16 protein-coding genes are annotated in these 19213 nt (G+C 69.6%); 7 read left to right on the plus strand and 9 right to left on the minus strand.

The window, feature by feature from the left end; genetic code table 11:
* The first annotated feature begins 92 nt into the window (after positions 1–92).
* The 3 genes from FV233_RS22215 to FV233_RS22225 all read left to right on the plus strand — a co-directional run bounded on the left by FV233_RS22215 (position 93) and on the right by FV233_RS22225 (position 4427).
* A complete protein-coding gene (locus tag FV233_RS22215) occupies positions 93–1499 on the plus strand; it encodes an MFS transporter (RefSeq protein WP_147898793.1) in 1407 nt (468 codons plus the stop codon).
* A gap of 203 nt (positions 1500–1702) precedes the next feature.
* Positions 1703–3472 carry an ABC transporter ATP-binding protein gene (locus FV233_RS22220; RefSeq protein WP_147856104.1) on the plus strand — a complete coding sequence of 590 codons (1770 nt, stop codon included), beginning with the start codon at positions 1703–1705 and terminating at the stop codon, positions 3470–3472.
* 25 nt (positions 3473–3497) lie between these two features.
* Positions 3498–4427, plus strand: coding sequence for a glutaminase (locus FV233_RS22225; protein ID WP_147856105.1), 930 nt, complete (start codon positions 3498–3500; stop codon positions 4425–4427).
* 13 nt (positions 4428–4440) lie between these two features.
* Here FV233_RS22225 and FV233_RS22230 read toward each other — a convergent pair whose 3' ends face one another.
* Positions 4441–4758 (minus strand): transcriptional regulator, encoded by a 318-nt coding sequence (locus tag FV233_RS22230; protein ID WP_147898794.1) that lies wholly within the window; start codon positions 4756–4758, stop codon positions 4441–4443.
* Entirely contained in the window at positions 4758–5081 is a 324-nt protein-coding gene (locus tag FV233_RS22235) for a type II toxin-antitoxin system RelE/ParE family toxin (protein WP_147856106.1), read from the minus strand. The genes FV233_RS22230 and FV233_RS22235 overlap by 1 nt, the downstream gene beginning before the upstream one ends.
* 159 nt (positions 5082–5240) lie before the next feature.
* On the opposite strand from FV233_RS22235, the gene FV233_RS22240 reads away from it, so the two are divergent.
* From FV233_RS22240 to FV233_RS22250, 3 genes are read left to right on the plus strand one after another with little or no spacing between them, the layout of a single operon-like run.
* The gene (locus FV233_RS22240; RefSeq protein ID WP_147898795.1) at positions 5241–6650 is read left to right on the plus strand and encodes an MFS transporter; all 1410 of its coding nucleotides are present in this window, start codon (positions 5241–5243) and stop codon (positions 6648–6650) included.
* A 42-nt stretch (positions 6651–6692) separates the two neighbouring features.
* Complete coding sequence (locus FV233_RS22245; RefSeq protein ID WP_147856193.1) at positions 6693–7271, plus strand: Uma2 family endonuclease; 579 nt, start codon at positions 6693–6695, stop codon at positions 7269–7271.
* A gap of 52 nt (positions 7272–7323) precedes the next feature.
* Positions 7324–8337 carry an adenosine kinase gene (locus FV233_RS22250; RefSeq protein ID WP_147898796.1) on the plus strand — a complete coding sequence of 338 codons (1014 nt, stop codon included), beginning with the start codon at positions 7324–7326 and terminating at the stop codon, positions 8335–8337.
* 9 nt (positions 8338–8346) lie between these two features.
* On the opposite strand, the gene FV233_RS22255 is transcribed toward FV233_RS22250, so the two are convergent.
* From FV233_RS22255 to FV233_RS22265, 3 genes are all read right to left on the minus strand, one after another.
* Entirely contained in the window at positions 8347–10041 is a 1695-nt protein-coding gene (locus FV233_RS22255; RefSeq protein WP_348642247.1) for a methyl-accepting chemotaxis protein, read from the minus strand.
* A gap of 185 nt (positions 10042–10226) precedes the next feature.
* Positions 10227–11198 (minus strand): NADPH:quinone oxidoreductase family protein, encoded by a 972-nt coding sequence (locus tag FV233_RS22260; RefSeq protein WP_147855841.1) that lies wholly within the window; start codon positions 11196–11198, stop codon positions 10227–10229.
* Positions 11199–11253: 55 nt separating this feature from the next.
* Positions 11254–13341 (minus strand): PAS domain-containing sensor histidine kinase, encoded by a 2088-nt coding sequence (locus tag FV233_RS22265; RefSeq protein WP_147855842.1) that lies wholly within the window; start codon positions 13339–13341, stop codon positions 11254–11256.
* A 37-nt stretch (positions 13342–13378) separates the two neighbouring features.
* Here FV233_RS22265 and FV233_RS22270 point away from each other — a divergent pair, with 37 nt between their 5' ends.
* On the plus strand, positions 13379–13960 hold the full coding sequence (locus FV233_RS22270) for a GrpB family protein (protein WP_238259983.1): 582 nt from the start codon (positions 13379–13381) through the stop codon (positions 13958–13960).
* A 27-nt stretch (positions 13961–13987) separates the two neighbouring features.
* Here FV233_RS22270 and polA read toward each other — a convergent pair whose 3' ends face one another.
* The 4 genes from polA to FV233_RS22290 all read right to left on the minus strand — a co-directional run.
* The gene (gene polA / locus FV233_RS22275; protein WP_147898798.1) at positions 13988–17140 is read right to left on the minus strand and encodes a DNA polymerase I; all 3153 of its coding nucleotides are present in this window, start codon (positions 17138–17140) and stop codon (positions 13988–13990) included.
* A gap of 22 nt (positions 17141–17162) precedes the next feature.
* Complete coding sequence (locus FV233_RS22280) at positions 17163–17351, minus strand: HepT-like ribonuclease domain-containing protein (protein ID WP_147898799.1); 189 nt, start codon at positions 17349–17351, stop codon at positions 17163–17165.
* A complete protein-coding gene (locus tag FV233_RS22285; RefSeq protein ID WP_147898800.1) occupies positions 17348–17644 on the minus strand; it encodes a nucleotidyltransferase domain-containing protein in 297 nt (98 codons plus the stop codon). Before FV233_RS22285 ends, FV233_RS22280 begins: the two co-directional genes overlap by 4 nt.
* 88 nt (positions 17645–17732) lie before the next feature.
* A partial coding sequence (locus FV233_RS22290; RefSeq protein WP_246690060.1) for a UdgX family uracil-DNA binding protein occupies positions 17733–19213 on the minus strand: 1481 nt, incomplete at its 5' end.

Raw genomic sequence — 19213 nt, forward strand, 5'->3', positions numbered from 1 at the left:
ACGCCGCCCGCCGCGGCGACCGCAACCGCACCTCCTGCGCCGGCGCCGGCCGCCCCGCTTCCCGCCACCCCTCCGGAAAAGGCCCCGGATAAGTGACGGTGGCCCGATTGAAGGCAAGACCCGCCGTTTCCCCCCGCGAGCGCGAGGTGTCCCGACAGGACCCGCGGTCGCGGCCCGTCCGCCTGAAAGATCAGTCGGCCGAGGTCGCGCGCGAGCCGGCGCGGGCGGCCGCGGAGGCCGTGCCGGTGGACCGAACGCTCTCGGCGGCAAGCCGCCACGGCCTCGACGCCTTCGCGTTCTTCGTGGCCAACCTGCAGACCGGGTTCGGGCCGTTCCTGGCCGTGTACTTCTCGCAGGCGAAGTGGACCCAGTCGGATATCGGCTTCGCCCTCACCGTGGGCAGCCTCGTCGCGCTGCTGGGCCAGGTGCCGGGCGGCGCCTTCGTCGACGTGGTGCGTTCGAAGCGCTTCGCCGCCGCGGTGGCGGTGATCGGCATCTCGGGCAGTGCCTTCGCGCTGGCGGTCTGGCCGAGCTTCCCGGTGGTGCTCCTGGCCATGGCGGTGCATTCGGGGGCGAGCTGCGTGCTCACGCCGGCCATCGCGGCGATCAGCATCGGGCTGGTCGGGCGGGCCCGGGCGGGGGAGCGCCTCGGCCGCAACGCGAGCTTCGCGGCGGTCGGCAACGCGCTCGGCGCCGCCGGCATGGGCGCCATCGGCTACTATATCTCGAACGGCGCGGTGTTCTACCTGACCGCGGCCCTGGTGGTGCCGACGATCATCGCGCTGACGCGGATCCGCGCCGACGAGATCGACGCCAACGTGTTCAAGGACGCGGTCCCCGAGGCGGCCTCCAAGTCGGACGCCAAGTCGGCCTCGGCCCAGAAGCCCCGCGCCGCCGGGCAGGACGGCGTCCGGGCGCTGCTGACCAATCGCGGGCTCCTGTGCTTCGCGGCCTGCATGGTCCTGTTCTTCCTGGCGAACGCCGCGATGCTGCCGCTGGTGGGCAGCGTCCTCACCCTGCGGGCGAGCGAGACCGCCACCGCGCTGATCGCGGCCTGCATCATGGTCCCGCAGGCGGTGCTCGCCGTGAGCGCCCCCGCGGTCGGCCGGGCCGCCGAGCGGTTCGGCCGCTACCCGGTGCTGCTCCTGGGTTTCGGCGCGCTGCCGGTCCGCGGGCTGATGCTCGCCTACACCACGAACCCCTACGGCCTGGTCGCCATCCAGGTTCTGGACGGGATCTCCGCCTCGGTGCTGGGCGTGATGGTGCCGCTGGTGGTCTCGGATCTCACCCGCGGCACGGGACGTTTCAACCTTGCGCTCGGCGCGGTCGGCACCGCGATGGGCGTGGGCGCCGCGCTCTCGACGTCGATCGCCGGGATCATGGCGGACCGTCTGGGCAGCCACAGCGCCTTCCTGGGACTGGCCTTCATGGGCTTCGCGGCCTTCATGCTGGTGGCGCTGATCATGCCCGAGACGCGCCAGCCGACGGAGGAGGCGTGATCCGCGGCATCGGATTCGCTTGCATGTATCCACGCCGCTCAAGCGGCGTTCAGGTTTGAGAGATAAAAGCGCGCGGGAGGTGCGGGCCGGTGCAACATATGGCAACGCTGTTGCGTTGCCGCTGCGGGTCCGACTGCGCCCGCGTTGCACTCCGCCTCAGCCCGCACCAGCCAGTGCCGCGTGAATACGGAATGGTCACCGCGATGGAAGAGCTGCACCAATACGCTGAGAGGCCCTTCGCCTTCGTCGGGCGATACCTCCGGCGCCGCTGGGTGCCCCACCTGGTGATCCTGATCTCCGTGCTCGGTGCGGTCGGGTTCTCGGTCTCGACCGACTATGCCCTCAAGGGCGTGGTCGACGCGCTGACCAAGGGGCCGGGCCCGGGCAACACCGTGGTCTGGGGGGCGCTCGCCGTCCTGATCGGCTTCATCGCGGCCGACAACATGCTCTGGCGCGTTGCGGCGCTGACCGGGGCCTTCACGTTCGTGGGCGTCACCGGCGACATCCGGCGCGACCTGTTCCGGCACATGACCGGCCATTCGCCGACCTTCTTCTCCGACCGGCAGCCGGGCACCCTGGCGTCGCGCATCACGGCGACTTCGAACGCGATCTTCACGGTCGAGAACATGTTCGTGTTCAACGTGATGCCGCCGACCGTCGCGGCCTTCGGATCGATCGCCTACATCGCTACCGTCAACACCACCATGGCGGCGATCCTGGCCGGCGTCTTCGCGGCCGTCGTCGTGCTGATGTTCAAGATGGCGGCGGCCGGCAAGCCGCTGCACCACGACTTCGCGGCCAAGGCGGCCTCGGTGGACGGCGAGATGGTGGACCTCGTCGGCAACATGTCGCTCGTGCGCGCCTTCTCGGGCTTCAAGCGCGAAGGCCAGCGCTTCGAGGGCACGATCGCCACGGAGATGCGCGCCCGGCGCTCGTCGCTGCTCTACCTCGAGAAGCTGCGCATCGTGCACGCGGTGCTGACCGTCTTGGCGGTGTTCGGCCTGCTCTACTGGGCGATCCAGATGTGGGAGGCAGGCCAGGCGACCAACGGCCAGGTGGTGCTGGTCTGCACGCTCGGCATCCGCATCCTGGCGGCCACCCGCGACCTCGCGGTGGCCCTGGTCGACGCGACGCAGCACACCGCCCGCCTTGCCGAGGCGCTGCACACCCTGCTGCAGCCACACGACCTCGTGGACCATCCGGAAGCCAAGCCGCTCGCCGGCCAGGGCGCCAAGATCGAGTTCGACCACGTCGCCTTCAATTATCCGGACGGGCGCCCGGTGTTCACCGATTTCGACCTCGTGATCGAGCCGGGCCAGAAGGTCGGCCTCGTCGGCAAGTCGGGCGGCGGCAAGTCGACCCTGTTCTCGCTGCTGCAGCGCTTCTACGACGTGAAGAGCGGCGAGATCCGCATCAACGGCCAGAAGGTCGAGCTGGTGACCCAGGAATCCCTGCGCGAGGCGATCACGGTCGTCCCGCAGGACGTGTCGATGTTCCATCGCTCCCTGCGCGAGAACATCCGTTACGGCCGGCCTGAGGCCACCGACGAGGAGGTCTGGCAGGCCGCCGAGGCGGCGCGCTGCACCGAGTTCATTCAGGCTCTGCCGGAGGGCTTCGACACGATGGTCGGCGACCGCGGCGTGAAGCTCTCGGGGGGCCAGCGCCAGCGCATCGCCATCGCGCGGGCCATCCTGAAGAACTCGCCGATCCTGCTGCTCGATGAGGCGACCTCGGCGCTCGACGCGGAATCGGAGCAGGCGATCCGTCAGGCGCTCGCGAACCTCATGAAGGGCCGCACCGTCATCGCCATCGCCCACCGCCTGTCGACGCTGCAGGACTTCGACCGGATCGTGGTGCTGGAGGGTGGCCGCATCATCCAGGACGGCTCGCCCGACAACCTGACCCACCTCGACGGCTTCTTCCGCGAACTGATGAAGAAGGAATCGATGTCGATGTCCCTGGCGGCGGCCTGATCGGGGCGCACCGCGAGGCCTGGCCGTGCCCGATCTCGACAGCGTCGTCCGGGAGATCTCCGACGAGATGGCCCTGCGCTCCGACCGGGGCGCGGTGGCCGACTACATCCCCGAACTCGCCCTCGTGGACCCGAACCAGTTCGGCATCGCGGTGATCGATGCAGACGGTGCCGTCACCGTCGGCGGCGACAGCGAGATACCGTTCTCGATCCAGAGCGTGTCGAAGGTGTTCACGCTCACCCTGGCGCTCGGCATGGTCGGCGACCGGCTGTGGAAGCGGGTCGGGCGCGAGCCCTCCGGCAACCCATTCAACTCGATCGTCCAGCTGGAGCGCGAGCGCGGGGTGCCGCGCAACCCGTTCATCAACGCCGGCGCCATCGCGGTGACCGACGTGATCCTCTCGGGTCACGCGCCCCGGGAGGCTTTGGGCGAGATCCTGCGCTTCATGCAGTTCCTGGCCCAGGACCCGACCATCACCATCGACGAGCAGGTGGCGGCCTCCGAGAAGCGCACCGGCTTCCGCAACACCGCGCTCGCCAACTACATGAAGTCCTTCGGCGTGATCGAGAACCCGGTGGACTACACGCTCGGCGTCTACTTCCACCACTGCGCCATCGCGATGACCTGCCGACAGCTCGCCATGGCGGGCCGGTTCCTGGCCCATAACGGCCGCAACCCCTCGACCGGGCACAATGTCGTCTCGGCCGAGCGGGCGCGCCGCATCAACGCGATCATGCTGACCTGCGGCCACTACGACGGCTCGGGCGAGTTCGCCTACCGGGTCGGCCTGCCGGGCAAGAGCGGCGTCGGCGGCAGCATCCTGGCGGTGGCGCCCGGAAAGGCCTCGATCGCGGTCTGGTCGCCGGGCCTCGACGCGGCGGGCAATTCCCATCTCGGCCGCGTCGCCCTGGAGCGCCTGACCCAGCGGATGGGCTGGTCGGTGTTCGGGGTTTGAGGCGCGTTCGAGTTCAGCGTGCCACCGTGACCGCCAGCTCGACACCGACAGCCTTCTGGACGCTGCGCAGGATCGCGAACAGGTTGCTGGCGGTCGGGTTGCCGGAAGGGCCCAGCATGCGCATCAGGCTCTTCGAGGTCGAGCCCGTCTCCTGCGCCAAGCGCTCGAACCCGACGGTGGCATTGACGCAGTCACGCAGAAGCGCCTTCCCTGTGTCCACCTCCCCCGCCAGGAAGAGTTCGACCGCCTCCGTCAGGAGTGCGGCACGGAAGGCGGGGTCGCGCTGGGCTCGGGCCTTCACCGTCTCCTTGAAGCTGCGCGTCAGGGCCATCATCCCTCCTTCTTGCGCCGTTTGTATACGGCCCAATGTGCACGGGCCTCGCTGATATCCTGTTGCTGCCGTTGCTTGCTTCCACCGCAGAGCAGGAGGATCAAGGCGCCTCCGTCCCGTCCGAAATAGAGTCGGTATCCCGGTCCCCAGTCGATCCTGTACTCTTCGACGCCGCCGCCCACCGACTTGGCGTTGGACAGGTTGCCCTGCTCCATCCGCAAGAGCGCAACCGTCACCTTGGCAGCCGCCTGATCGTCGAGAGCGTCGAACCATTGGGCGAAGGGACTCCGCCCACGATGATCGATGAACTCCCGGACCCTCATCCAAATAGTACCATATACGTGACCTTTTGCGCCAGCGGATCCCGATCCGACTCACGCGTGGTCACCACAAAAGTGCACCAACGAACCCTTGCAGGCGTGACAGTTCCAAGGCAGTGGCGAACGGATAGGGACAACACTGGGTACGGGAGACGCGGGCGGATGGCGACGACACGGATCGCGCAGCCCGAGGGAAGCATCCTGGACCCCGGCGCCATCCTGGCCCGCCTCGACCGGTTGCCGCCGACGCGCACGGTCTGGCGCCTCGTGGCTTTGCTCGGCCTCGGCTTCTTCTTCGAACTCTACGACCTGCTGTTCACCGGCTACGTCGCCCCGGGCCTCGTGAAGGCCGGGATCCTGACGCCGACCACCCCCGGGCTGTTCGGCGCGAGCGGCGTCGCGAGCTTCGTGGCGGCCCTGTTCACCGGGCTGTTCATCGGCACCCTGGTCTGCGGCTGGCTGGCCGACCGGTTCGGCCGCCGGGCGATCTTTACGTGGTCGCTCCTGTCCTACACGGCCGCCAACGTGGTGATGGCCTGTCAGACCGAGGCGTTCGGGCTCAATCTCTGGCGGTTGATCGCCGGGATCGGCCTGGGCCTCGAGATGGTGACCATCGGCAGCTACCTCTCGGAGCTGGTGCCGAAGGGGATCCGCGGCCGCGCCTTCGCCCTGTGCCAGGGCATCGGCTTCACCGCCGTGCCGGTGGTGGCGTTCCTGTCCTACCTGCTGATCCCGACGGCGCCGCTGGGGATCGACGGCTGGCGCTGGGTGGTGCTGATCGGCGCCACCGCGGCGATCGGGGTCTGGTGGCTGCGCGCGGGCCTTCCGGAGAGCCCGCGCTGGCTGGTCGAGCGCGGGCGGCTCGCGGAGGCCGACGCGGTCCTGCGGCGCCTGGAAGGCCAGGTCGCCGCCGAGTATGGCCGCCCCCTGCCGCCGCCCGCTCCACCGGAGCCGATCCAGAGGCGGGGCGCGTTCGGCGATCTTTGGGTGCCGCCGTACCGGCGCCGGGCATTGATGATGGCCGGCTTCAACGTGTTCCAGACGGTGGGCTTCTACGGTTTCGCCAACTGGGTGCCGACGCTGCTGGTGGCGCAGGGCATCACCATCACGTCGAGCCTCGCCTACACGGCGCTGATCGCGCTGGCCGCCCCGGTCGGGCCGCTGATCGGGCTCGCCATCGCCGACCGGTTCGAGCGCAAGCACGTCATCGTGGCCGCCGCGCTGGTCTACATCGCCTGCGGGCTGACCTTCGCGCAGACCCGGGATGTCCCGACGATCGTCGCGCTCGGGATCGGCCTGACGCTGGCCTCCAACGTGATGTCCTACAGCTTCCACGCCTACCAGGCCGAGCTGTTCCCCACCGGCATCCGCGCCCGGGCCGTGGGCTTCGTCTATTCCTGGAGCCGCTTCTCGGCGATCTTTACGGGGTTCGTCATCGCCTTCGTGCTGCGCGAGGCCGGCACCCCGGGGGTTTTCCTGTTCATCTCCGCGGCGATGCTGGCGGCTGGGTCGCTGGTCGGGCTGCTGGGGCCGCGCACCCGCGACGTGGCGTTGGAGAAGATCGCGGGGTGAGGCTCGCCTCGGTGCGGTAGCGAATCGTGATACCTTAAAGCCATGATCGCGCAGCCGAAGCCCCGGATGAATGTCGACGAGTTCTTGGTCTGGGCCGAGGACCAGCCGGGACGCTACGAGCTGGTCGAAGGCCAGGTTGTCGCGATGTCGCCGGAGCGGGTTCGGCATGCGGAGGTCAAGGCCTCGGCTTATCTCGCCCTCCGATCCGCCCTGAACCGGACGCAGCTCCCCTGTCGCGCATTGCCGGACGGGATGAGCGTGCGCATCGACGACACGACGGTCTTCGAGCCCGACGCCCTCGTCTATTGCGGCGCGCGTGCGGACCCGGACGCGATCGAGATCCCCAATCCGATCCTCGTGGTCGAGGTGCTGTCGCCCAGCACGGTTACAGTCGATTCCGGCAGCAAGCTATCCGGCTATTTCAGCATCGCCAGCGTCGCGCATTATCTGATGATCGACCCGGTCAAGCGCCTGGTCATCCACCATGCGCGCGGCGCCGAAGGGCTGATCGCGACCCGGATCGCCACCGAGGGCACCCTCGACCTGACCCCGCCCGGCCTGAGCCTGTCCGTCGCCGAGCTGTTCGCCGATCTCCCGCCCCCCGCAGAGCCCGCGGCTTGATCCGATCCGAGGTGGATGTCACAGCGGCGCAAACGCGAATCAGGACGCCCGGATGACCACACCCCTCGATCTCCTCGTGCTCGGCAACGCCATCGTCGACGTGATCGCCCGCACGGACGACGCCTTCCTGGACGCCCAGGGGGTGACCAAGGGCGCGATGCAGCTGATCGACGAGGAGCGCGCGGAGGCCCTGTTCGCCGCGATGGGCCCGGCCACGATCGTCTCGGGCGGCTCGGGGGCCAACACCGCGGTGGGCGCGGCCCTGCTCGGCGCCAAGACCGGCTTCGTCGGCAAAGTTCGGAACGATGAGCTCGGCGGCCTGTTCGGCCACGACCTCAAGGCCACGGGCGTCGGCTTCACGGTTCCGCCGGCGACCGAGGGGCCGGCCACGGCCCGCTGCTTCGTGCTGGTGACGCCCGACGGCGAGCGCACGATGAGCACCTATCTCGGCGCCTGCCAGGGGCTGAAGCCCGAGGACGTGGACCGGGCGCTCGTTGCCTCGGCCCGGGTGGTCTACCTCGAAGGCTACCTGTGGGACCCGCCCGCCGCCAAGGATGCGTTCCGCAAGGCGGTCCAGATCGCCCACCAGGCCGGCAACGCGGTGGCGCTGACCCTCTCGGACGCATTCTGCGTCGGCCGCTACCGGGACGAGTTCCTGGGCCTCGTGCGCGACGGCAGCATCGACATCCTGTTCGCCAATATCGGCGAACTCCAGAGCCTCTACCAGACCGACGATCCCGAGGCCGCCGTGGCCGCCCTGCGCGACGAGCGCAACGCCCGCGGCCGACACCTGCTCGGCCTGGTCACCCGCTCGTCGGACGGCGCCCTGGTGGTGCAGGGCGGCGAGGTCCGGTCCGTCGAGGCGAGCCCGGTCCGCGAGGTTCTGGACACGACCGGGGCCGGCGACCTGTTCGCGGCCGGGTTCCTGGCGGGCCATGCCCGCGGCCTCGACAACGTCGCCAGCGCCCGCCTCGGCACGCTGGCGGCCGCCGAGGTGATCCAGCATATCGGCGCGCGCCCCCAGGCCGACCTGATCGGCCTCGCCAAGGCGCGCGGCCTGCTCTGATCCGAATCTTCAGGCGGCCCGCACCGTCGCGAGGAAGCGTGTCACCTCGCTCCGGAGATGCTCGAACCGGAGCGACAGCTCGGACGCCGAGCTGAGCACCTGGTCCGCCGCCGTCCCGGTCTGGTTGGCGGCGTCCGCGACGCCGGAGATGCTGCTCGTCATCTCGCCGGCGCTCGACGCCGCTTCGGTGACGTTGCGGGCGATCTCCCGGGTCGCGGCCCCCTGCTCCTCTACCGCGGCCGCGATCAGGGTCGCGACGGCGCTGATCTCCTGGATCCGCCCGCCAATGCGGCCAATGGCCGAGACCGCGTCCTCGGTCGAAGCCTGGATCCGCCCGATATGACCGCTGATCTCGTCCGTGGCCCGGGCGGTCTGGCTCGCCAGCTCCTTCACCTCGGCAGCGACCACGGCGAAGCCGCGCCCGGCCTCGCCGGCGCGAGCCGCCTCGATGGTCGCGTTGAGCGCCAGCAGGTTGGTCTGTCCGGCGATGCTGGTGATCATCGTGACCACGTCGCCGATCCGGGCGGCGGCACCGCTCAGCTCCTGCACCAGATGAGCCGTTGACGCGGCGTCCTCGACGGCGGCCTGGGTCAAAGCCGCGGCGCTCGACACCTGACGGCCGATCTCCTGGACGGAGCTTTCGAGTTCCTCCGCCGCGGAGGCCGCGGTGTTGACGTTGGCGGCAGCCAGTTCGGCCGCGCTCGCCACCCGCAGGGATTGGCTGGCGGTGCCGGAGGCCGTGCTGGTCATGGTGGCGGCAGTGGCCTGCAGCGCCGCGGACGCCCCCGAAACCGTCCCGATGATACCGCCGACGGACCCCTCGAAGGCGTCGGCGATGTGGCGCATGCCCGTCTTGCGCTGCTCCTCGGCGTCCGCCCGGGCGCGCGCGGTTTCCGCCTCCAGCGCCTGGGCCCGGATCAGGCCATCCTTGAACACCTGCACGGAGGCCGCCATCGCGCCGATCTCGTCACGCCGCCCGGCATGGGGCACGGCGACGGACAGGTCCTGCGCCGCCAGCCGGGCCATGATCCCGGTCATCGACCGGATCGGGCGGGCGACGCCCAGCAGGATCAGCCAGAGGGCTCCAGCCGTGGCGACCAAGCCGGCGATCAGCAGGGCGGCCGTGACGGTCCAGGCGGTCGCGTAGGCCTCCTCGGCCCGCCGCGTCGCGGCCTGCGTGCCCGCGGCGTTGACCTTGGCGAGGTCCGCCAGCGCCCCGAAGGCGTTCACCAGGGGCGTGCGGGCCGGCGCGATGGCGTCGCGGGCCGCGTTGCGGTCGCCGCGCTTGAGCGCCGCCATGATCGCGTCTCGCGACGCGAGATAGGCCTGCCACCGCGCCTCGAACCTGTTCCACAAGGCGGTCTCATCGGACGCCCCGATATGCGACCGGTATTGCTTGAACATCTCCGGGATTGCCGCGTCCATCTCGATGAACTCAGCATCCAGGTCGCGGTTTTCGGCACTGTCGTCGGCGATCACCTTACGGATCGTCGTCGTGTGATACCGCAGCGCCAGGAACTGGAGATTGTCCAGCTCGTGGTTTTTCGCGTTCCAGATATCCCGCATCTCCCGGGCCGAGTCGTTGACGGCTTTGATACTCATGATACTGGAGAAGGAATTGACACTCAGAAGCACAAAACCGAGCAGTGATACTAAAATAAATCGAGTTGTGATACTTCTAGACCGCTGCATGCCGACCTCCATCCCGGACCAACGAACGGAACGATATCGCAGGAGCGTAACAAGAAGTGCTTAAAGATCGACATTCCATTGCGTCGGTCCACCGGATCGAGCCGGTTCACCGCATGAATGCTTTGTCACGGATCGCCTTTTAGCCGAAACCAGCCCAATCATCTATGAGTGGAAGTTGAGCACGCCGTGCGGCGCGGTCACGGCCGCAGCAGCACCTTGCCCACGGCTGCCCGGCGGGTCAGCAACCCGAAGGCCTCCGGAAACTCGTCCAAGGGGTAGGTGCCGTGAACCTGCGCGGTGAGCTTACCCTCGGCGACCCAGGCCAGCAGCCGGCGCTGGTCGGCCCGGTGCGCTTCCGGCTCGCGGTCGAGGAAGGCGCCCCAGTGCACGCCCTGCACATCGAGTTCCTTCAGGAGCATCAGGTTGAGCGGCAGCCGCGGGATGCCGCCGGCGGCGAAGCCGATGACGAGGTAGCGCCCGCGCCAGGCCAGGGCCCGCAGGGCCGGCTCGGCGTAGTCGCCGCCGACCGCATCGTAGACCACGTCGACCCCGCCGCCGCTGATGCGGCGCAACTCGTCCTTGAGGGTGGCGGGGTCGTAGACCAGCGTCGCCTCGGCGCCGTGGGCGCGGGCGACCGCGAGTTTTTCCTCCGAGGAGGCGCAAGCGATCACCCGGGCACCCATCAGCCGACCGAGTTCCACCGCGGCGAGGCCGACGCCCCCGGAGGCGCCGAGCACAGCGAGCCACTCGCCCGGCTGGATGCGCGCCCGGTTGGCCAGCGCGTGCAGCGAGGTGCCGTACGTGATGGTGAGCCCCGCGGCCTGCGCGTCCGGCACGGCCTCCGGCACCGGCGTGAGCTTGGCGGTGTCGATGGCGATCAGCTCCGCGCAGCAGCCGTGGCCGGCATGGACGATGACCCGGTCGCCGATCGCGACGCCCGCGGCCCCCTCCCCCAGCGCCTCGACCACGCCGACGCCCTCGCCCCCCGGCGAGAACGGCAGCGGCGGCTTCACCTGGTAGCGGCCGGCCACGATCAGCGTGTCGAAGAAGTTGAGGGCGGCGAGCCGGATCCGCACCAGGGCCTGCCCGGGGCCCGGCACCGGATCGGGGCGCTCCACGATCTCCAGCTGCTCCGGCCCGTCGAGCCTCGTGCACAGCAGAGCCCGCATCCTGTCCTCCCGGTTGGTGTCTTTCGCTCTGTGAAGGCCCGGACCGGCGGCGCGGTCAAGCCGTTCCGATCATCTCGCGAATGCGGGCGCCCAGAACTTCGACCCCGAACGGCTTGGTGATCACCTGCATGCCGGGGGCGAGCGGGCCGTTGCCCAGCACGGCGTGCTCGGCGTAGCCGGTGATGAACAGCACCTTGAGGCCCGGGCGCGTCACCCGGCCGGCCTCGGCCATCTGCCGCCCGTTCAGGCCGCCGGGCAGACCGACATCGCTGACCAGCAGGTCGATGCGCACGTCCGATTGCAGCACCTTCAGGCCGGCGACGCTGTCGGCCGCCTCGATCGCCGTGTAGCCGAGATCCTCCAGCACCTCGGTGACCAGCATGCGCACGGTCGGCTCGTCGTCGACCACCAGCACGGTCTCCCCCGGCGCCGCCCGGGCCGGCGCGCCGAATGCGGCGTGCGGATCCTCCTCCGCCACGGCGCCCCGGTGGCGGGGCAGGTAGAGGCAGACATCGGTGCCGCGGCCGACCTCCGAGACGATCCGCACCTCGCCACCCGATTGCTGGACGAAGCCGTAGATCATCGACAGGCCGAGGCCGGTGCCCTGGCCGATCGGTTTCGTGGTGAAGAACGGCTCGAACACCTTCGCGACGATCTCCGGCGGCATGCCGGTGCCGGTATCGGTCACGCGCAGCACGAGATACGGCCCCGGCGGCATGTCCAGGCGGCGGGCTTCGCGCGCGTGGAGGGTGGCATTGGCGGTCGCGATGGTGATCCGGCCGCCCTCCGGCATGGCGTCCCGGGCGTTGATGCACAGGTTGAGCAGCGCGTTCTCGAGCTGCGGCGGGTCGACCAGGGCCGGCCACAGGTCCGGGGCGGCCGTCACCGTCACGGCCACGGCGGGGCCGACCGTACGCCGGATCATCTCCTCCAGGCCGGCCACCAGACGGTTCACGTCGGTGGGCTTCGGGTCGAGGGTCTGCCGACGCGAGAAGGCGAGGAGGCGGTGCGTCAGGGCGGCGGCGCGCTTGGACGCGCCCTGGGCGGCGTTGATGTAGCGGTCCACATCCATGAGGCGCCCTTGGGCCAGCCGGGTCTGGATCAGCTCCAGCGAGCCGGAGATGCCGGCGAGCAGGTTGTTGAAGTCGTGGGCGATGCCGCCGGTGAGCTGGCCGACCGCCTCCATCTTCTGCGATTGCCGCAGGGCCTCCTCGGCGGCGGCGAGCGCGTCGGCGCGCTCGCGCTCCGCGGTGAAGTCGCGCCCGACCGCGTTGATCACCCCGTCGCCGGGCCGGGCCGCCCAGGTGATCCAGCGGTAGCTGCCGTCCCGGTGGCGGTAGCGGTTGTCGAAGCGGGCCTGGCTGCGCCCCTCGGCCAGCTGCTGTCCGCCCGCGGCGGTGCGGTCCAGGTCGTCCGGGTGGACGAAACCGATCAGGTTGGTGCCAACCAGTTCGTCGGCCCGCCAGCCCAGCACCTCCGTCCAGGCCGGGTTCACCGCGGTGATCGTCCCGTCGAACAGGCAGCGCAGCATCATGTCGGACGAGAGGGTCCACAGGGCGTTGCGGTCGGCGGTGCGTTCCTCGACTTGCAGGGCCAGGGAGGCGTTGAGGTCGCGCAGCTCCGCGAGCGCCGTCTCCAGCCGGCCCCGGCTCTCCGTGAGGGCGGCGTCGGCCAGCACCCGGCCGGTGGTCTCGTTGGTGAGGATGAACAGGCCCGCGACCTTGCCGTCCGCGTCGAGCACCCGCGAATACGAGAAGGTCCACCACGTGTCCTGCGCGCCCCGGTCGGTGTCGAGCCGCCACGGCAGGTCGATGAACCGCTCGGGCCGACCCTCCATGGCAGCCTCGATGATCGGCTTGGCCTGCGCCCAGCCATCGGCCCAGACCTCGTCGAACCGCGCCCCCATGGCCCAGGGCAGCCGCGGCCCGAGCAGGGGAAAATACGTGTCGTTGAAGAAGAAATGGAGATCCGGCCCCCAGGCCAGGATCATCGATTCCGGCGAGTTGAGCACCAGCGACAGGGCGGCGCGAAACTCCGCCGGCCAGGCTTTTGGGGGGCCGAGGGGATGGCCGGACCAGTCCCGCGCAAGAATCAGCCGCGCGGCCTCGCCGCCGCCGGAGAGGAAGGCCAGGGGGTCGGTCACGGGGCGGCGGTGATCTGCATCATGGGTGATGCCGCGTATGGCCGTCTTCGGCCATACTTCCAAGGCTGCCCGGCTCAATTCGATGATCGACCGAATGACCGACGTTCAGCGCTTCCGTCTGATCGAAGACGCCGACGCGGCCCGCGCAGTCGCGGAGCGGTTGTTCGCAGTCATCAGGCAGACCCTCGAACCGGTCCTGCCGCCCGCGACGGAGATCCTACATGTGGGCGCCACCGCCGTGCCCGGCTGCGTAACCAAAGGGGATCTCGACATCGCGGTGCGCGTCGAGAGGCAGGACTTCGCCGCCGTTGAACGCTGCCTCGCGGCACGCTTCACACGCAACGACGGTTCAATCCGAACCGATGACTTCGCGGCATTCGCAGATGCCGGCCAAACGCCACATCTCGGTATCCAGCTCACCGTCAAAGGCGGCCCGCTCGATGTCTTCCACCGTTTCGCCGCGGTCCTGCGCACCGATCCCGAACGGGTGGCCCGCTACAATGCGCTGAAGCGCGCCCACCACGATCACCCGATGACGCTGTACCGCGCCGCCAAGGACGCGTTCATCGCCGACGTCCTGCGATCCTGCCCGCCGCCTTCGTCGCACGACGTTGCTTAGACCGCCGGGATGGCGTGGGCCGACGATTCAATGCGCCTCCTGCCAGTTCCCCGCCGCGTTGGCCTCCACCACCAGCGGCACCCGCAGCGTCAGGGCCGGCGCCGGCGCCTCCTCCATCACGCCGCGGATGATCGGGATCGCGCGCTCGACCTCGTCCTCGGCGGCCTCGAAAACCAGTTCGTCGTGCACCTGCAGCAGCATGCTGACCTTGAGCTTTTGGGCGGTGAGCGCCCCCTCGATCCGGGTCATGGCCCGGCGGATGATGTCGGCGGCCGAGCCCTGGATCGGGGCGTTGATCGCCTGGCGCTCGACGCTGGCGCGCTCGGAGGGGTTGTTGGAGCGGATCTGTGGATAGTGGCAGACCCGGCCGAACAGCGTCGTGACGTAGCCCTTGTCCCGGCAGATCTTTTTGGTGGTGTCGATGTAGTCGCGGATGCCCGGGAACTGCTCGAAATACTGCTTGATGAACGCCGACGCCTCCTCCCGGCCGATGCCGAGCCGGTCGGCCAGCCCGAAGGCCGAGATGCCGTAGATGATGCCGAAATTGATGGTCTTGGCCCGGCGCCGCAGGTCCGGGGTCATGTCCTTAAGTGCCACGCCGAACATCGCCGAGGCGGTCGCCGCATGGATGTCGATACCGTCCGCGAACGCTTTGCGCAGCTCGGGGATGTCGGCCATGTGGGCCAGCAGCCGCAACTCGATCTGCGAGTAATCCGCCGAGATCAGCCGGTTGCCCGGCGCCGCCACGAAGGCGCGGCGGATGCGGCGGCCCTCCTCGGTGCGGATCGGGATGTTCTGGAGGTTCGGCTCGGAGGAGGACAGGCGGCCCGTCGTCGTCGCCGCCAGCGAGAACGAGGTGTGGACCCGCGCCGTCTCCCGATCGGCATGGGTCTGGAGCGAATCCGTATAGGTGGATTTCAGCTTCGAGAGCTGGCGCCACTCCAGGATCTTCTTCGGCAATTCATGCCCGGCCTGGGCCATTTCTTCGAGCAGGGTCGCGGGCGTCGCCCACTGGCCGGAGGGCGTCTTCTTCGCCCCCGGCAGGCCCATTTTCCCGAACAGGATGTCGCCGATCTGCTTGGGCGAGCCGACGGAAAATTTCTCGCCGGCATCCTCCTGGATCTCCTCCTCCAGGCGGACCAGGATCTGCGAGAAGTCGCCGGACAGCCGGCTCAGCATCTCGCGGTCGACCCGGATGCCCCGCTGCTCCATCCGGGCGATCACCGGCAGGAGCGGCCGCTCCAGGGTCTCGTAGACCGCCACGCGCCGCTCGGCGACGAGGCGCGGCTTCATCATCCGCCACAGGCGCAGGGTGACGTCCGCGTCCTCGGCCGCGTAGGCCGTGGCCTTGTCGATGGCGACCCGGTCGAAGCTGACCTTGTTCCGGCCCGTACCGGCCACATCGGAGAACGTGATCGGCTGGTGGCCGAGATGGCGGCGGGCCAGCTCGTCCATGCCGTGCCCGCCCTTGCCGGCGTCGAGCACGTAGGAGATCAGCATCGTGTCGTCGAACGGCGCGATCTCGATGCCGTAGCGGGCGAGTACGGCCCAATCGTATTTCAGGTTCTGGCCGACCTTCAGCACCCCGGGATTCTCGAGGAGCGGCTTCAGCCGGGCGATGGCCGCGTCGAGCGGAATCTGGCCGGGCACCGGCTCGGCCACGTCGGAGGCCGCGGCACCCTCGCCGAACAGGTCGGTGGCATCGGCCTGCACCTTGGCGGCCTGGACATGGGCCAGCGGGATGTAGCAGGCCCGGCCGGTGGCGGTGGCCAGGGAAACGCCGACGAGCCCGGCCTTGTGCGCGTCGAGCGCGTCGGTCTCGGTATCGACCGCGACCACCCCGGCCTCCTCGGCCTCGGCGATCCAGGCGTCGAGCTGCTCCAGGGACGCGACGGTCTCGTAGGCGGCGGTGTCGAACGGCGCCACCGCCTCGGCAGCGCGGGCGGCGACCACGTTGCCGGGCGTCGCCTCGATCGGCGCGCGGGGCTTCGCTGGTGCGTCAGGCAGGTCGAGATCGGCGAAGGGATCGACCTCGCCACCCTCGGGCGGGGCGGCGCCCGGCGGCCGGTCGGCGCCGGCCGCCGCAGTCTCCGGGTCCGGCGGGACGGAATCGCCGAAGAACGGCACCGCGTCGCTGCCGCCGGCGCCGTTGCCGGAACCGTGGGGCTTGGCGCCCGGCAGCAGCGCCGGATCGGGCTTCACCGCCTCGGGGTCGACATGCAGCATCTGGGCGATGCGGCGGGTGAGGGTGTTGAACTCCATCGCCTTGAGGAATCCGACGAGCTTTTGCGGGTCGGGCTCGGGGACGCGCAGATCGTCCAGGTCGACTGGGACCGCCACATCCTCCACCAGAGCCACCAGCTTGCGCGACAGCTTGGCCTGCTCGACATTTGCGAGCAGCGTTTCGCGGCGCTTGGGCTGCTTGATCTCGCCCGCCCGCTCCAAGAGCGCCTCGAGGCTGCCGAACTCCTTAATCAGGGCCGCGGCGGTCTTCAGGCCGATGCCGGGCACGCCGGGGACGTTGTCGGAGGTGTCGCCGATCAGTGCCAGCGCGTCGCCGATCTGGTTGGGCTGCAGCCCCTCCCACTTGGCGATGATCGCCTCGACGTCGAGGTTGCGCTCGGGCCGATAGCCGGCCTTGCCCTTGGCGCCGGATTCGAAATCGTAGAACCGGACCAGCGGCCCGACGAGCTGCATCAAATCCTTGTCGGACGAGACGATGATGACGCCCGCGCCCCGTGCCTCCGCCTGCCGCGTGTAGGTGGCGATCAGGTCGTCCGCCTCGTAGCGCACCAGTTCCACCGCGTGCAGGCCGAAGGCCCGCACGGCGTCGCGCATCAGCGGCATCTGACGCTTGAGGTCATCCGGCGCGTCGGGGCGGTGGCCCTTGTAGTCCGGGAACATCTCCTTGCGGAACGAGCCCTCGGACTTGTCGAAGATGATGCCGAGATGGGTCGGCATGATGCCGGCCGCGCCCTCCTGCAGGAACTGGGCGATCTTCGTGCAGAACAGCCGCACGGCGCCGGTGGGCAGCCCGTCCGAGGGACGCGAATTGTACTTCTGGTCCTGGTTGATCGACTGGAAATAGGCCCGGAAGATGAACGACGAGCCGTCGACCAGGATCACCTGATCGCCCGGGCCGACTTTTTTGGGACTTGCGGCGGCGGTCTCGACGGTCATGGGCGCAGGCGTCTCGGGGCGATCAGGGCTCGGGCACGCGGTCCAGCTCGGCACGGCAGGCCGCGACGAGAACGGGCCATTCGTCGTGGACGGTGAGCCGGACGATGTCCAGGGTCACGCTGTCGTAGCCGTGGCGGTCGACGTTGCCAGCCCCGGCGATCTGACGCCACGGCACGTGGGGATGCTGGTCAGGCGGCGCGGTCGCGCTCAGAAGGCGACAAGGGCATCGCGCTCGGCCCGCTCCCGGATCCGATCTTTCAGGCCGTCGCGGTTGGCGACATCGACGCGGATCGGAAACAGGTCGGCGATGAACCCGGTGACACCGACATAGTCGTACACGTCACGGACAACCTCGGTGTCGATATCGATCATCACATCGAGATCGCTTCCCGAATGCCCCTCCCCCCGGGCGATCGAGCCGAACAGGGCAGCATGTCGAACGCCGCGGCTTCGCAACGCGGCCTCGTTGGCGCGCAAGATCGCAATGGCGGCCTGACTGTCCATCCAGCAATGTTAATCCGGAACGCCCGCGCGCTGAAGGCCGAGCCAGCGCCAAAAAAACAGAGGAGCGCAACTCTCAACAGGATGCCGATCACGCGGCCAATTCGCGCCCGATCTCCTCCACCCGGCGCAGGTCGTCCACGAACGCCGCGTAGGCTTCCGCCTTGGCCTCGTCGGGCAGGCGCAGCAGGTAGGACGGGTGGACCGTAATGAAGCCCTGGAAGCGGTTGTCGAAGCGGTCGAACCGGAACGGTCCGCGCGCCCGCGTGATCGGCACCGCCTTGCCGGTGAGCGCCAGCACCGCGGTGGCGCCGAGCGCGACCACGAGCTTCGGGGCCACGAAGTCGAGTTCCCGGTCGAGCCACCAGCGGTAATGGCTGACCTCCCCGGCCGTGGGCTTCTGGTGGATGCGGCGCTTGCCGCGCTCCTCGAACTTGAAGTGCTTGACCGCGTTCGTGAGGTAGCTCGCCCCCCGGTCGAGCCCGGCCTCCGCCATGGCCCGCGAGAGCAGCTGCCCCGCCGGCCCCACGAAGGGGCGGCCCTGCCGGTCCTCCTGGTCGCCCGGCTGCTCGCCCACGAAGGCGATGGTCGCGCCGACCGACCCTTCGCCGAGAACCGCCTGCGTGGCGCCCAGGACCAGCGGCTCGGTGCGCTTGATGATCGCGTTCAGTTCGTCGAGCGTCTTCGGGTCCTGGTCGGCCATGGCGGCGACGGCGCGGGCGGGTTCGCGGCGTGTGGGCACGGTCGGCTCCCTCTCGATCATGGCTTCGGTCCGGCCCGCCGCCGCCCGGACGAGAGCGGGGATCGCGGCGGTCTCGGGCATGTTGCGCCAGTACTTCTTGGGCATCTCCGCCCGCATCGCCTTCAGGTTGGTCCGGGCCGGGTTGAACGTGCTCTCGTAATAGGTCTGCCAGCCGGCCTCGAAGCCGTCGCCCTCGGGCAGCGCGGTCCGGTCCCCGGGTGGGCCGTAGGTCAAGGTGTCCGTATCCCAATGCGCCGAGCCGTCGGGCGTCAGGATCGACCAGCGCATGCCGCGAAAGCGCGCGACGAAGAACGGCGCGGCCGCCTCCAGGATGTGATGGTCGGGCTCGAACCACGCCACGAAATGCTCGCCGCCCGAATCCTCGGCGCGGCGGAAGCGCAGGAAGGCGTGCATCTTGTGCAGGTCACGCCCGATCGCCTTCGCCATCCGGTGCAGGCGGTGGACCAGGGGATCGCTGCCGACCTCCATCAGGTGCCGCTCGCCCTGGCAGACCCGCCAGATCAGGGCGTAGAGCAGGCCGTAGCGCTCGGGATCACGGTGCGGGATCACCTGGGGGATCAACCCGGCGACGGCCTTGGGCAGGGCGAGCGGCGCGCTTGCAGCCTGAACCGGCTCGGCGCCGAACAGGCCGGGCGAATCCGTCACCGACCACGTCACTGCCTCGGGCGGGACGCTCTGCGCGACGAGGCGGCGCGCGGCATCGCGAAAGCCGGTGAGATCGGCACCCGGACGCAGGAGGATGCTTTGCGACCGACGCGCATCCCCTCCCCCCTCTGCGGGGGAGGGTGGCCCCCGGAGGGGGGCGGGAG

Origin of the sequence: Methylobacterium sp. WL7 (genome assembly GCF_008040085.1) — a bacterium.
In the GTDB taxonomy this organism is placed as follows: Bacteria; Pseudomonadota; Alphaproteobacteria; order Rhizobiales; family Beijerinckiaceae; genus Methylobacterium; species Methylobacterium mesophilicum.

What these genes read in the sequence shown, in the direction of transcription:
- FV233_RS22220 (WP_147856104.1), top strand. Translation starts at nt 1,703, where the DNA reads ATGGAAGAGCTGCACCAATACGCTGAGAGGCCCTTCGCCTTCGTCGGG.
- FV233_RS22230 (WP_147898794.1), bottom strand. Translation starts at nt 4,758, where the DNA reads ATGGCCCTGACGCGCAGCTTCAAGGAGACGGTGAAGGCCCGAGCCCAG.
- FV233_RS22235 (WP_147856106.1), bottom strand. Translation starts at nt 5,081, where the DNA reads ATGAGGGTCCGGGAGTTCATCGATCATCGTGGGCGGAGTCCCTTCGCC.
- FV233_RS22240 (WP_147898795.1), top strand. Translation starts at nt 5,241, where the DNA reads ATGGCGACGACACGGATCGCGCAGCCCGAGGGAAGCATCCTGGACCCC.
- FV233_RS22245 (WP_147856193.1), top strand. Translation starts at nt 6,693, where the DNA reads ATGATCGCGCAGCCGAAGCCCCGGATGAATGTCGACGAGTTCTTGGTC.
- FV233_RS22250 (WP_147898796.1), top strand. Translation starts at nt 7,324, where the DNA reads ATGACCACACCCCTCGATCTCCTCGTGCTCGGCAACGCCATCGTCGAC.
- FV233_RS22255 (WP_348642247.1), bottom strand. Translation starts at nt 10,041, where the DNA reads ATGGAGGTCGGCATGCAGCGGTCTAGAAGTATCACAACTCGATTTATT.
- FV233_RS22260 (WP_147855841.1), bottom strand. Translation starts at nt 11,198, where the DNA reads ATGCGGGCTCTGCTGTGCACGAGGCTCGACGGGCCGGAGCAGCTGGAG.
- FV233_RS22270 (WP_238259983.1), top strand. Translation starts at nt 13,379, where the DNA reads ATGGCCGTCTTCGGCCATACTTCCAAGGCTGCCCGGCTCAATTCGATG.
- polA (WP_147898798.1), bottom strand. Translation starts at nt 17,140, where the DNA reads ATGACCGTCGAGACCGCCGCCGCAAGTCCCAAAAAAGTCGGCCCGGGC.
- FV233_RS22285 (WP_147898800.1), bottom strand. Translation starts at nt 17,644, where the DNA reads ATGGACAGTCAGGCCGCCATTGCGATCTTGCGCGCCAACGAGGCCGCG.